At 60.4% G+C, this 14,154-nt stretch carries 10 protein-coding genes; 5 read left to right on the top strand and 5 right to left on the bottom strand.

Translation table 11 applies throughout. From position 1 onward, the window contains the following. Nucleotides 1–5: 5 nt before the first annotated feature. Nucleotides 6–935 carry a DNA replication terminus site-binding protein gene (tus, locus tag BBA90_RS12465; protein WP_065649422.1) on the bottom strand — a complete coding sequence of 310 codons (930 nt, stop codon included), beginning with the start codon at nucleotides 933–935 and terminating at the stop codon, nucleotides 6–8. A gap of 201 nt (nucleotides 936–1,136) precedes the next feature. Between tus and BBA90_RS12460 the strand changes: the two genes are divergently transcribed. Further along, a complete protein-coding gene (locus tag BBA90_RS12460) occupies nucleotides 1,137–2,336 on the top strand; it encodes an MFS transporter (RefSeq protein ID WP_065649421.1) in 1,200 nt (399 codons plus the stop codon). A 159-nt stretch (nucleotides 2,337–2,495) separates the two neighbouring features. Further along, entirely contained in the window at nucleotides 2,496–2,978 is a 483-nt protein-coding gene (locus BBA90_RS12455; protein WP_065649420.1) for an RrF2 family transcriptional regulator, read from the top strand. An 86-nt stretch (nucleotides 2,979–3,064) separates the two neighbouring features. Here the strand turns inward: BBA90_RS12455 and BBA90_RS12450 are convergent, their stop codons facing one another. Beyond that, the gene (locus BBA90_RS12450) at nucleotides 3,065–6,217 is read right to left on the bottom strand and encodes an efflux RND transporter permease subunit (RefSeq protein ID WP_065649419.1); all 3,153 of its coding nucleotides are present in this window, start codon (nucleotides 6,215–6,217) and stop codon (nucleotides 3,065–3,067) included. 15 nt (nucleotides 6,218–6,232) lie between these two features. Beyond that, nucleotides 6,233–7,387, bottom strand: a complete 1,155-nt coding sequence (locus BBA90_RS12445; RefSeq protein WP_065649418.1) for an efflux RND transporter periplasmic adaptor subunit — start codon at nucleotides 7,385–7,387, stop codon at nucleotides 6,233–6,235. A 289-nt stretch (nucleotides 7,388–7,676) separates the two neighbouring features. On the opposite strand from BBA90_RS12445, the gene BBA90_RS12440 reads away from it, so the two are divergent. From BBA90_RS12440 to BBA90_RS12430, 3 genes are all read left to right on the top strand, one after another. After that, a complete protein-coding gene (locus tag BBA90_RS12440) occupies nucleotides 7,677–8,024 on the top strand; it encodes a helix-turn-helix domain-containing protein (protein WP_039384236.1) in 348 nt (115 codons plus the stop codon). An 88-nt stretch (nucleotides 8,025–8,112) separates the two neighbouring features. Further along, entirely contained in the window at nucleotides 8,113–8,574 is a 462-nt protein-coding gene (locus BBA90_RS12435; protein WP_065649417.1) for a ribonuclease domain-containing protein, read from the top strand. A 2-nt stretch (nucleotides 8,575–8,576) separates the two neighbouring features. Then, nucleotides 8,577–8,846 (top strand): barstar family protein, encoded by a 270-nt coding sequence (locus BBA90_RS12430; protein ID WP_430914190.1) that lies wholly within the window; start codon nucleotides 8,577–8,579, stop codon nucleotides 8,844–8,846. On the opposite strand, the gene BBA90_RS12425 is transcribed toward BBA90_RS12430, so the two are convergent. After that, entirely contained in the window at nucleotides 8,847–11,210 is a 2,364-nt protein-coding gene (locus BBA90_RS12425) for a virulence factor SrfC family protein (RefSeq protein ID WP_065649416.1), read from the bottom strand. Beyond that, entirely contained in the window at nucleotides 11,207–14,152 is a 2,946-nt protein-coding gene (locus BBA90_RS12420) for a virulence factor SrfB (protein ID WP_065649415.1), read from the bottom strand. Before BBA90_RS12420 ends, BBA90_RS12425 begins: the two co-directional genes overlap by 4 nt. Between the last annotated feature and the right edge of the window lie 2 nt (nucleotides 14,153–14,154).

Raw genomic sequence — 14,154 nt, 5'->3', positions numbered from 1 at the left:
CGCCGTCAGGCGAGGCGGTCGCTCCAGAGGTGCAGACGCGGGATGATCAGATGCAGCGGCTGCGCCAGCGGTTTATAGCGATGGGCGATGTTCTCTGCGTCGTAATTCAGCAGTTCGCCCAGTACCGGCACCTGCGTTTTGTCACGACACAGTACCAGCAGCGGAGAAGGGCAGGCCAGCTGCGTCTGTTTCTTCTCGCTGGCGCGCCAGACGCGTGCAATAGGCTGCACTTTGACCGGCCGTTTGATTTTCAGCTTTGCGCTCGCCGGCAGCGATCGCACCAGCTCCAGCTCCAGCTGAACTTTTTCTGCCCACTGCTCGCGCGTCCAGGGCGCCTGAGCGCGATTTGCTTTCAGGCTGCGCTCCAGCTGCTCAATAACGGCTTCCCGCGTCAGATTTTTAATGATGTTTTTATTGGCCCAGCCAAAGCGCAGCGTATCCGGCGCATGAAGCAGGGGCACGCTGCGATAGGCATTCAGCGTAATCAGTCCGCGCAGATGCTGATGCACAAATTCAAAGCGCGCTTCGCTCGGTAAACCGGACTCCACGGTTATCAGCTGCTCCAGCCGCTGCTTGAGCGCGTTGATCTCGCTGACCTGCAGGGTAATCTGTTCAGCAGCATGTTCGTCTGCCTCAATACAGAGCGCACCGGGCAGCCGTACGGCCGCTTTAGTACTGAGCTTTTCTGACTGATGCTGCATAAACAGCCGGCAGTAGTGGGTGAGCGCCATCTCGCGCGCGCTTTTTCCCAGATGCTGGGTAACCGTTATTTTATCAATCTCGTCATGTTCATGACCTTTTTCAATTGCCGGCAGGCTAAATACGCGAGCCACCAGCAGCGGCTGCTGCTCAATGCTGGCGCGCAGCGCGCCGAGGCGCTGTTCCAGCGTATTGACGCACTCATGTAAATCAGCGACTAAATCGTAGCGAGCCATTATGTTCTCCTTTGTTACAACATCCTTAATGTACCTGTGTACACGTCGCTGGCAAGAGGCTATTTTAGTTACAGCATACTTATTAATTTTATATGAGGCCTGACAGAAGTCCCGGAGTGGTTAGCTGCTTAACAGCAAAGAGCGTTCAGCCTGAAGAATATCCATGCTATAACAACGCTTTATCTTATATGGGGCCACCCTGTGCGCTATCATGCAAAACCCGCTATTCCGGCTATTATCACGCTGGGTGCGGTCCAGATCCTTTCATGGGGCGGGTCGTTCTACCTGATGGCTGTGATGGCCGCTCCGATTATCGCTGAAACCGGCTGGCCCCGGCAGTGGGTCTATGGCGCACTGTCGCTCGGTATTCTGGTCTCGGGTTTGCTGGCGCCGCTTAGCGGCCGTCTGATTGCCCGTGGATACGGACCGGCACTGCTGGCAGGCGGCGGTATCGTGATGGCTGCAGGCCTGGTGCTCATGGGGCTGAGCTATCGGCCCGGCTGGTTTTTTGCTGCATGGCTGCTGATAGGCACAGGGATGGCCATGAGCCTTTACGATGCGCTGTTTGCGACGCTCGGCACGCTGTATGGCGGACAGGCGCGCAGCGCCATTACCGGGGTGACGCTGATTTCGGGCTTATGTACCACGCTGGTATGGCCGGGAACGGCATGGCTGATTGCGCTCGCCGGCTGGCGTGACGCCTGTTTCATTATTGCTGCGTTGCTCACGCTGCTGGTATTCCCCGCCTATCGCTATGCGCTGCCGCCGCCGGTGATGCAAACAGAGAGCAGGGGAGGTGAGACCGGCGCCGTCTCTGATGCCCTGCAGAACGCCCCCTCATCACAACTTTTCTGGCTGCTGTGCGCCATTTTCACCCTCGCTTCGGTTATTATGACCGCCATCTCGGTTCAGCTTATTACGCTGCTTCAGTCAGGCGGTTATTCACTGAGCGCGGCGCTGGCGCTCAGTGCCATTCTCGGTCCCTGTCAGATCGGCTCGCGGCTTCTGGATGTCCTGTTTAAGCGTAGTCACCCCATATGGACTGCTTTGTTCTCTGTGGGACTGGTCGCAGCGGGGCTAATGCTGCTGGCGCTGTTTCCGGCCATGGCGCTGGTTGCGATGATGCTGTATGGCGCCGGGAACGGCTTGCGGGCCATCGTACGCGGTACATTACCGCTGGTTGTGGTCAAACCAGAGCATTATGCCGTGGTCACCGGTCGTATGGCGCGGCCAGCGCTGATAGGGCAGGCGCTGACGCCGCTGGCGGGCGGCTGGCTGTTTGCCCATGCCGGCGCTGATATCACGCTCTGGGTGCTGTGCGGGCTGGCAGGCGTAAATGTATTGCTGGTCATGCTGCTTAAGCAGCAGTTACCGGCGCAGGCGTCGTCCGTGCAAAACTAAGCAGCTTGTGCGCAAACCGCCTTGCAGATGGGGAATCCGTGCCCTGTAAGGCCGGGGTTGCTTCTAAAAAGCAACAGTGTTTGTTATATTTATTGCTCATTGTTCACTCATTGACGCGCTATAAAAACAAAAAGATAAGCCGCAACTCAGGATATTGAAATGTTAGATTATCGCTTCCCGACAGCTCTGCAGATGGTTTTAAGTGTCGCGATGGCGGAGCAACTGGGAAAACGCTCGACCAGCGCAATTCTGGCGTACGGTCTGGAGGCGAATCCCAGTTTTATTCGTAAACTGATGGTTCCGCTGACGCGCGATGGCATTATTGTTTCGACGCTGGGTCGTACCGGCTCAATTCATCTGGGCCGGCCCGCAGCGGAGATCACGCTACGCGATATCTATACGTCAGTGATTGAAGACAAAAAACTGTGGGCGTCGCGACCGGATGTTGCACCGCGTTGTCTGGTCAGCGCCAACCTCTGCTGGTATTTCAAATCGATTGCTCAGGAGGCGGAAGAGGCGTCGCTGAAAGTGCTGGAGACGCGTACCGTGGCGGATGCGCTGAACGAACTGAAAAGTAACGATACCAGCAATTGTGAGCCGCTGCCGGATGTTGAACCCGCCGGACTCTGCCAGAAACCCTGATAACACCGGTGCGTCATACGCAGCCGGAACATCAATAGCATATAAAAAAGCCCGGCTGCAGCCGGGCTTTTGCATGTATAACGTTGTTATGCTGACGTTGCGCTTTCTGCAGGGGCGCGTCGTGTCACCAGCTTGCGCAGCGTGACGTAAAACACCGGCGTCAGGAACAGGCCAAACAGGGTAACGCCAAGCATACCGGCAAACACGGTAATACCGGTCACGCCGCGCACTTCCGCGCCAGCGCCTTCGCCGAGAATCAGCGGAATCGTACCGGCGATAAACGCAATTGAGGTCATCACAATCGGCCGCAGACGCAGACGACAGGCTTCCAGTGCGGCGGCCGTAATGCTTTTACCCTGCATCTCCAGCTCACGGGCAAACTCCACAATAAGAATGGCGTTTTTGCACGCCAGCCCCATCAGCACCACCAGCCCGACCTGCACAAACACGTTGTTATCACCGCCGGTCAGCCAGACGCCCGCCAGCGCTGAAAGCATGGTTACCGGCACAATCAGGATCACCGCCAGCGGCAGCGTCCAGCTCTCATAAAGCGCTGCCAGCACCAGAAATGCCAGCAGGACTGCAACCGGGAAAACGATAAATGCGCTGTTGCCCTGGGTTGCCTGCTGATAACTCAGGTCAGTCCATTCGATATTCATGCCGTTGGGCAACATCTGTTCTGACATGGTTTCCAGCTGCGCCATCGCCTGAGCGGAAGAGAGCACGCGCGGATCGGCATCGCCAATCAGATCCGCAGCGGGATAGCCGTTGTAGCGGATCACCGGATCGGGCCCGTAGGTGGTGGTGACATGCACCATGCTGCCGATGGGCACCATTTCGCCCCGGTCATTACGGGTACGCAGCGAGGTAATATCTTCAACGCTGTCCCGGAAATCCCCGTCTGCCTGCGCCATCACGCGCCAGGTACGGCCAAATTTGTTGAAATCGTTAACGTAGGCCGAACCCAGATAAACCTGCAGCGTGGTGAAGAGATCGGGCAACGCCACGCCCTGCGCGCGGGCTTTATCGCGATCGACCTGCACATCAAGCTGCGGGACGTTGGCCTGATAGGAGGAGATCGGAAACATCATGCCCGGCGTCTGCATCACGGCACCGGAGAGAGTATTAATAGCCTCCTGCAGTGCGCCATAGCCGAGACCGCCGCGATCCTGCACATAAAGCGAGTAACCTGACCCCTGGCCCAGACCCAGGATCGGCGGGGGCATAATCGAAAAGCCAAAACCCTGCTGAATTTTCGCGATTTTGGCATTCAGCTCAGCATTGATTTCTGCCGCGCTGCGCGTGCGTTCGCTGAAGGGTTTCAGGCCAAAGAATACCGTGCCGGCATTCGGCGTATTGGTAAACTGCAGCGCGTTCAGTCCAGGAAACGCAACCGCATAGGCGACGCCGTCAGTATGCATGCCAATCTCGCTCATCTCGCGGATCACCGCATCGGTGCGCGCCAGCGAAGCCCCCTCCGGCATTTTTACGCCGCCGATCAGATAAAGTTTATCCTGTGTGGGAATAAACCCGCCTGGCACGCTGTGGAACATAAAGCCTGCACCGGCAAGCAGCAGCAGATAGACCGCAAACACCGCGCCGCGCCGGCGCAGCGTGCTGCCGACCAGGGATTCATAGCCCGTTGCACTGCGCTGGAAGAAACGGTTAAACGGACGGAACAGCCAGCCAAACAGACGGTCAATCAGCCGGCCGGGCAGATCTTTTGGCGCGTGATGGCCTTTCAGCAGCTTGGCCGCCAGCGCCGGCGAGAGCGTCAGCGAGTTAATGGCGGAGATCACCGTCGAGATGGCGATGGTCACGGCAAACTGCTTATAGAACTGCCCGGTCACGCCGGAGAGAAACGCCATCGGCACAAACACTGCGCAGAGCACCAGCGCGATGGCGATAATCGGCCCTGATACTTCGCGCATCGCCTGGTGTGCGGCAGCCACCGGCGTCAGACCCTGTTCGATATTGCGCTCAACGTTCTCCACTACCACGATGGCGTCATCCACCACAATGCCGATAGCCAGCACCAGCCCGAAGAGGCTGAGGGTATTGAGTGAGAAACCCAGCAGCCAGAGCACGCTAAAGGTACCGACCACGGACACCGGTACCGCCAGCAGCGGAATAATGGAGGCGCGCCAGGTCTGGAGAAACAGGATCACAACCAGCACAACCAGCACAATCGCCTCAAACAGCGTCTGCACCACGGCGTGGATAGAGTCGCGGACAAACACCGTAGGATCATAAGGCGCTGCCCACTGCACATCCTCCGGGAAACGGGTTGCCAGCTCGTTCATCTTTGCCCGCACCGCGTCGGAGAGATCAATTGCGTTTGCCCCCGGCGCCTGGAAAATACCGATGCCGACCGCATCCTTGTTATTCAGCTGCGAACGCAGGGCGTAGCTGCCGGAGCCCATTTCAATGCGTGCCACGTCGCGCAGCCGCACCAGAGAACCGTCAGCCGTGCTTTTCAGGATGATAGCGCCAAACTGCTCCTCGCTCTCCAGCCGCCCCTGGGTGTTGATAGAGAGCAGGAAATCGCTGGCTTTGCGGGTGGGTTCCGCGCCGAGCTGGCCGGCAGAGACCTGCACGTTCTGTTCGCGCATGGCGGCAATCACCTCTGCGGCCGTCATGCCGCGTGCGGCGACTTTGCCGGGATCGAGCCAGACGCGCATCGCATATTCGCCGGCACCGAAGATCTGAATCTGGCCGACGCCGGGCAGGCGTGCCAGCTCATCTTTTACCTTCAGGGTGGCGTAGTTGCGCAGGTAGAGCGAATCATACTTGCCGTGGGGTGAAAAAAGATGCACAACCAGCGTCAGCGTGGGCGACATTTTCTGGGTGGTCAGCCCCAGCTGGCGCACCGCTTCCGGCAGGCGTGCTTCAGCCTGCGCCACGCGGTTCTGCACCTGAACCTGCGCCTGGTCGGGATCGGTGCCGGGGCGGAAAGTCACGGTGGTGACCAGTACGCCATCGGAGCCGGCCACCGACTTCATATACATCATATTTTCAACGCCGTTGATCGCCTCTTCCAGCGGCGTGGCGACAGAATCCGCGATCGCTTTTGGGTTAGCGCCGGGATATTCGGCACGCACCTGTACGCTGGGCGGCACCACATCCGGGTATTCGCTGATCGGCAGCAGCGGAATGGCAATTAACCCGGTGGCAAAAATCAGTATCGACAGCACCGCCGCGAAAATGGGCCGGTCGATGAAAAAGCGAGAGAAATCCATAGAATAGGGTCTCGGTTAAGGGGCGGGGCGCATTGCGACAGACTGAGCCTGTACCGGCATGCCGGGCATAAAGACTTTTTGCAGGCCGTTAACGATCACGCGATCGCCAGGCTGCAGACCCTGCTGAACAATACGCAGTCCGCCGGAGAGATCGCCGGGCCGGATATCCCGCCGCTGCGCTTTTCCTTCTGCGTCAACAATGTAGACATAACGGCGATTCTGATCGGTAAGAATTGCCTTGTCATCAATCAGCAGCGCGGTGAAATCAGCGCGACCCGGCAGCCGGACGCGGGCAAACAGCCCCGGCGTCAGCTCGCGCTGTGAATTATCAAGCCGTGCGCGCATGCGGATGGTGCCGGTACTGGCAGTGAGCTGGTTATCCAGAAAATCTACCGTGCCTTGATGCGGGTAGCCGTGCTCGCCGGTCAGGGCAACCTGCAGCGGCAGGGCGCCGCGCTGTTCGCCCTGGCGTGCCAGCTGCTGATAGTGCAGGAAGGTCGCTTCGTCGACATCAAACCAGACGTACATCCGATCCTGAGAAACCAGCGTGGTCAGCACGCTGGCGCTGTCGCCTGCGGTGACCAGATTACCGGCGGTGATCAGCGCGCGGCTTGCACGGCCATCAATCGGAGCGGTCACGCGGGTAAAACTCAGGTTGAGGCGGGCCATATCAACCGCCGCCTGCGCGGCCAGCACGCTCGCCTGCGCCTGCTGCGTAGCGGAACGGCGCTGCTGCCAGATCTCGCGGGACACCACCTGGCTGTTAACCAGCTTATCGGTACGATCCGATTCACTGCGCGCCAGCGCCGCCTGCGTGCGTGCACCGGCGAGCTGCGCCTCAGCCTGCGCCAGTGCGGCACGGTAGCTGCGGTCATCAATGGTAAACAGCACCTGACCTTTTTTAACTTCATCGCCTTCGCGATAGTTTACCTGGTCAATATAGCCGGAGACGCGCGGGCGCAGCTGAACGCTTTCAACCGCTTCGATCCGGCCATTAAAGGTATCCCACTCGCTGACCTGCTGCCGGATCACCTGTGCGGCACTTACCTCCGGCGGTGGCGGCGGGGCGTTTTGCGCCACGCCGCGATCGCAGCCCGCCAGCAGACTTGCCAGCAGCGCCGCGCCAGCCAGGCCAATAGCCTGACGAACCCTGTTATTTTTTTCGGGCATTATTGTTATTCCACGTTAATGAAGAACGAAAGACGACGTAAAAATATGCAACTTTGTCGATTGCATTAATCGGGAGGAGTGTAGGTCTCAGCGAAGTGCATCTGCAAGAATATCTGATACACTTTATGTGCGGTCTGGCGGGGGCCTCAGCGCAGACAGAAAAACCCTGCTGTGAGTGCGGCATTTAATGTAATAATAAAACTTGCATTAAGTGCGATAGTCAGTCACCCTTAAAGTGTAACTGCAACTGATACTGATACTGTTCGTAACGGCGACGGGAGAGAATGGGATGATGAGCGACGCGTTTATGCACGATCTGATTGACTGGATCGATAACAATATCGAAGCACGGCTGGATCTGGATACCGTGGCTGACCGGGCGGGCTACTCTAAGTGGCACCTGCAGCGTATGTTTAAAGAGCACACCGGTTATCCGCTGGGTGAGTATATCCGGGCCAAAAAGCTGAAAAAATCAGCGGACCGGCTGACCACGACCAATGAGCCTATCCTGAACGTAGCGATTTCGCTGGGGTTTGATTCACAGCAGTCATTTAACCGCAGCTTTAAGCGCCAGTATGGCGTAGCGCCTGGCGCGTGGCGTCGTCACGCTTCACATGCACCCGGTGCCATGCAGTAAGTTTTCCGCCAGGGCCAGCCACGCTGGCCCGCGTCAATTTCCCGCCTGAATCTGCTATGCTGACCTCCTTTTTTTCAGGAACGTCGCTATGGCAACATTACGCTGGATCGGCCTGCTGCTGATCGTTATTTTTTGCTGGACCGGGCTGCGGCCACACTTCAGCGCTCCCCCTGCCAGTCCCACGACGGGCCACTCCACGCCTTCCTCCTCTGCCACCATTGATGCACTGACGCAGGCCGAACGCGTTGCGGACTGGCTGGTGCAGCATCAGCGTCTGCCTGATTTTTACCTGACCAAAGCGGCCGCGCGCCGTCAGGGCTGGGTACCGGATAAAGGCAATCTGTGCGAGGTTCTGCCGGGGCACGCCATCGGCGGTGACCGCTTCAGCAATCGTGAACAGCAGCTGCCGCGCCAGGCAGGACGGCAGTGGTATGAGGCGGACGTCAATTACCGCTGCGGGCGGCGCGGCGCTGACCGTCTGATCTACTCATCCGACGGACTGATCTATCTCACCCGCGATCACTATCGCAGTTTCAGTAAGGTGCACTGAACGTGCTGACTATGCATATCGATTTCGCCACGCTGCGCGATCGCGCCGCGTTTTATCAGGCGCTGAATGCGCAGAGCGGTGCGCCCGCAGCCGCGGGCACCAACCTGGATGCGCTGTGGGACTGGCTGACCGGCGGCATGGCGCTGCCGGCTACGCTCTGTCTGTTGCATGCAGAGCAGGCTACACAGCAGGCGGAGTTTGCGCCGGTGCTGGCGCTGCTGGAGGAGGCGGCGCAGCTGCTGGATGGCGAGCTGCGCCTGGTCTGGCGCTGATCAGGCGTGCAGCGGCAGCAGCAGCACCGACAGCGTCTGCCGCGCGCCGGAGGGCAGATCGCTGCCGCCCGTGTAGCCGTTATTCTCCACAATCAGCTGGTTAAGTCCGACCAGCCAGTCATAGATATAGAACGCCGTATGGTTAGCGGGCGCAGCCGTCAGGCGCGTCAGGCGCTGGCCTGGCGAGAAGCTGACGCTTGGCGCAGGTGGGCGGGAAAAAATCGTCTGGCCACGATTCACGCGACTCTCAGGCCGCTCGCTCTCCGGGCGCTGTAAAAAACCGAGCCAGGCGACAAAATCACCCAGCACCGTCATGGCGCGTGAAACCTGACGATCGGTGCGTGCTTCATGGGTGCTGCTGTCCGGCTCATTCAGCGCCGCCTGCAGCCTTGTCAGCAGCTTAAGACGGAAACTGGCCACAATCAGCTCCTCGGTCAGCAGCTCCATAGCGGGTTTGTCGACGTTCAGCAGCGTCAGCAGACTGCGGTTCTCGGGCAGCTGGCGCAGATGCGCCAGCCACAGCGTCAGGACCTGCTGCGGGAACTGCTGATCGCTGCGGACGCTGGTATGCTGCGGTTCGCCGGCGGGCGCGGGCTCGTCGCTGAACAGATCAAATTCAAAGCCAATACCGAAATAACTTTGCTCTGCAGCGGGTTTGCCGCTGTGCGCCGTTACCGCGCCGCTGCTCTGACTCAGCCAGAGCTGGCGCACGGCATCGCGCGACGGCTGCAGCCGCTCCAGCAGCTCGCCGTGCAGACCCGTGCGGTGCTGCAGACATTTCAGCAGGGTATCGGCGATGGTCTGTTTACGCAGCGCCTGCTCGGGCGAGGCGCTGGCTTCTGTCCACGGCTGTAGCCGGGCCGCAACTTTCTGCTGCAGCGCCCCGGTCTGCAGCGCCAGACGGTCGCGACGCGCCTCGGGCTGCATCTCTTCCTGCAGCCAGCTGCTCATGCGATCGACGCCGGCGCGATCCTGCGCCAGCATGGAACCCCAGCTCTGACCCGGCTGGCCGATCTGACGCTGTACCGCCTCGTCGACATTGATTTGCTGCGCCTGATAGCGCGCGTCATAAGGGGTTATGGCCCAGATCAGGCGCGGCTTCTCACTGCCGCCTGTGACGCTCTGCTGCATCTGCCATTCACGCAGCGCGCTGGCCGCGGGATTCGCATCGTGCCGCTGGCTGGCGGCGGTACAGATCAGCATCAGGTCAATACCCTGGCGCGTGGCGTAAAAACCGGGCAGCAGGGCGCGCTTCTGCTCCAGCAGTTGCGCACGCAGCGGGTTGCGCAGACGCAGTTGCGCCTGCTCCTCCTGCAGCTGGCGATCGGGGAGCGTACCGGGAGCAGGCAGATCCAGCATATCCGCCTCATCATAGAGCGCCTGACGCGGCGTGGAGCTCAGCGGTATGGTCAGCTCCAGCGTCAGCAGCGCCAGTTCACCAAGCGCGACCCGCTGTGGCTTACCGCTGCGGTTGGCCACGACCGGGCACACCTCAATCATCTCCTGCAGATCGGCGTCGTGACTGATGAGCTTTTCGGCTGGCAGCTGCGCATCATCCACCAGCAGCGAAAGCGGAGCCAGCACGCGTGGCGCGTGGCGCAGCTGCTGAAGCAGGTGCAGCAGCGGACGCAGCGTGTCGCTAAGGGCAGGCTGATTGGGCCAGAGCAGGGCATAAAGCTGCACGCGGTCATCGACGTTCAGCCAGGGTGCCAGCTCGGCCGCCTGGGGCCAGAAATGGCGATCCAGCGCTTCCGCGTGACGATGATGACGGCGGCTCCACCCCCACAGGGTGATGAGCGCGTCACTCTCTGCGCCAGGCTGTGGCTCGCTCTGCCGGTGACGCTGCAGGCGCTGCAGCGTGGTCTCAATGACGCGGGTATCCGCGGCATCACTGTCAATGCGGGCGCTGGCGAGCAGCAGGCGGATCAGCTCCGCTTCATTCAGCAGCGTCAGTTCTACCGGCCACGCGCCGGAGGGCGCTTCGCGCTGGTGACTGAAGCGCGTGGCCGCAGCGAAATCGAGATTGCCGGGATTGATATGCTGAAAATAGTTGAGCACTTTGTCGCTGAGCCGGGTCATCAGCTGACCCTGCGCGTCGCCCACCATTTCACTCAGCAGCCAGACTTTACCCGCCTGTGACTGACCAAACAGCGCCAGCGTAACCGGGCGCGCCAGCTGCAGCGCCAGCGCGTGGCTCTCAGCGCGCGCGCGGCGCAGCTGCAGGCGCAGCGTATCGGCTTCCAGCGCAAGACGCGGCGAATGCGGCTGATGGGTATCGATCCAGCCGAGCGCGCTGTCCAGCGTTTCCCGCAGCAGGCTCAGGCGCTTAGCCGGGGTGGCGGTGGTTTTTCTGGTGGTTCTCATCGTTTACAGACGCTCCCGCTGTCGATCCAGTATTGCGCGTTGGCATTGCCGCTGCCGGAAAGGGTATTGAGTTTCAGGCTCAGCTGCTCCGGCGGCACCCGCGTGCCATCATCCAGCCGCGCGTCACTGAGGATCAGCCGCTCCGGCCCGTTATTGTCCGGTCCCGGCTGTACCGCCAGCTTGATACGCAGCACGCTTTCACCCGCGACTTTGCGCGCCAGCTGCGGGTCGGTGATGCTCAGGCTATAGAGCGGCGACGCCGGCCAGCGGTCGTTCTCCAGCTGACGAAAACCCAGGCAGACGTTGCCGCGAATGCGAAAGCTGCTTTTGCGATCCAGTGCAAAACTGCTGCTATCGAGATCGATATCGCTGTAACAGAGATTATCATCGGTGAGCGTCGCATTTTCATCCAGTACGCCAAGATAGCGAATGGTGGAATAGGGCTCAAAATCACCGGCGCGGAACCAGAAGCTGCTGAGACGCAGATCGAGCGCCAGCAGGCAGAGCATCGCGCCCACCGCCGCGGTTGATTTCGGATTATCGATGCGGCCCTGTTTATTAAACGGATACCAGTCGCTGGTGTGATACCCCTCCAGCGACAGAATACGACTGCCCGGCAGCGGCTGCAGATGACGCACCAGCGCCTGAATGCCGGGGAAACGCGACGGCCGGCCGGTAAGCAGCAGCACATCACACTGATAGAGTGACACCACTTCGCACATGGCGCGCAGCGCCGGAATGATAGCCATACGGTGCTGCAGAAATTCGCCGTGCAGCTGCGCCATACTGACAACCAGCGGCACCTGCAGCAGATCAAACCGGCTGTCGCTGCCCAGCGTGCGCTGAATTTCGCCATTGACGAACGCCAGCACCGGGCCTGCCGGCTGCTGCGGCACCAGTTCGCCAAACAGCGCGTTGATTTCGCTGTGGCTGTCGAGCGGATCCCAGTTCTCATACCGCTCCAGCACCGCCTGCGCCAGCGGGATAAACAGCTGCAGCGTGACCTGCTGGCGCAGCGTCGCCTGTCCATCCATCCGGCTGTCGTGGCCAAACAGTTTCTGCATCAGCGGTTCGGGCAGGGTGACGCCTGCTTTCTGCAGGCTCTGCTGCAGCGCCGGCAGGATCCAGAGCTGGATCACATCCAGCAGAATGTCATCGCCGGCAACCTTAAAGCCTTCGCGAAACAGCAGGCGCGGCGTAATTTTCACATTATTGCCCTGGCCATCATCCAGCCGGTACTGGGTAATCGCGAGGTCGGTGGTGCCGCCGCCGATATCGATCGAGGCGATGCGCAGGCTTTTGCCCGGCAGTTCATCGCTCTCACGCGGGCGATCGGGGCGCGCCATACTGCTGAAGAAATCTTCTGCGCGTCCGGCAAAATTCACCTGCGTTTCATTGAACAGCCACACCATCTGGCCGCAGGTGGCTTCGTCCCACTCCATCTGCACATCCGGCAGCGGGCGCGGCGCGGGCGCGGCGGCATGCCAGCCCTCTGCCTGCCATACCAGGGCGATCGCTTCCTGCATACGGCGGCGGAAAATTTCCCGCTCCGGCTTTGGCATGGCAGAAGGCAGCGTCAGGATCACATGCCGCAGCTGGCGCGGCGCCTGGCTCTGCGGCATGCGCTGGCGCTGTGCGACGCTGTTCATCTGCATCATCGCCTGCGCCAGCAGCTCGCAGAGCATAAAGGTCATCAGCGCGCTGCGGCTGTAGCTGGCAGAAAACACCGGCAGGCGATCCTCTTCCGGCAGCGACTGCAGCGGCTCTCCCTCATCGTTGATCAGCAGCGTAAAGGGCAGCGCAATAGCCTGCGCCTCTTCGCTCTGACCGCCCGCGTTAAAGCGCCAGCCTGGCTGATAGCGCGCCTCATCCCACAGATAGCGACGCGGGCTGGAGATACCGGTGCTGCCTTCCGTGCCGGCGCGCTGCAGCGCCAGACGGCTCGCCTCGCGCCCCACGCGGGTCAGCGAGGGCCACATAAATGCGTTATCGCGCCCGCTCTGCAGTGAGAAACTCGCTTTACCAAAGCGCGCCTCAGCGAACTCCAGCCGGCTGTCGAACAGCTCATTATAAACGCGGTGCGGCTGTGATAAATCGCGCAGCTGCATCTCATAGGTCTGACGCAGACCGTTGCTCTCTTCCGGGTGATCTTCCACCAGAATGCCGCAGGTATGCGAGTTGCCGACGTCGAGAATGATATCGACATTCACCGCCGGGGTTTGCAGCGACACCGCCTGAATAGCGATCTCAGCCAGATCGAGCTGCTCACCCAGCAGCTCCAGCAGATTGAGGTAGTGCGCCTGATACTCAAATTCACGCAGCGCCTGCGTCAGTGCCAGCTCCCCGCGTGACTCCAGCGCGATCGCCTGCTGCACAAAAGTTTCACGCAGCCAGCCATCAACCCAGGTAAGGTCGAGGAACTCGCCCAGCTCATAGTTGTGCCACGCCAGTGCAAAACTCACGCCGTTCTGCGCATCGGCCGCGCTCAGTCCGAGCTGTTCACCACCTTCAGCTTCCGGCACCAGTCGGGTGTCAAAAGCCAGGGTAATACGGTGCGTATGGCCAGCCGCATCCGGCTCGCTGAGCGGCGCGAGGCAGACGCGCGCCCAGTTGTCGGGGCCGCCGATAAAGCGACGGCCGCTGGTGCAGCGCAGTACCGGCAGCGGCAGCCACTGGTTAGCCAGCAGGGCAAGGGAGTCGGCGAGGGCGACATCCGATTCCGGGCGCACCACTTCAGCCGCGCCTCCCTCTTCCGGGTAGAGCAGGAATTTACCGTTATTGCCGTCCACGTGCAGACGCAGCAGCGGGCCATTAGCGGTCTGGCGCACAAACTGGCGACGTGCCTGTGCAGAGGGCAGACGCAGGCCAAAGTCGAGAAACTGTACGCCGCTCGCTTCAATCAGCGTGATTTTCTGTTTGTCATCAATCAGAGGAGCCAACATGG

Source organism: Pantoea eucrina (assembly GCF_001691555.1).
Taxonomy (GTDB): domain Bacteria; phylum Pseudomonadota; class Gammaproteobacteria; order Enterobacterales; family Enterobacteriaceae; genus Pantoea; species Pantoea borealis.
The sequence above is the reverse complement of the archived record's forward strand: the minus strand, read 5'-3'. Positions and strand labels throughout refer to the sequence as shown.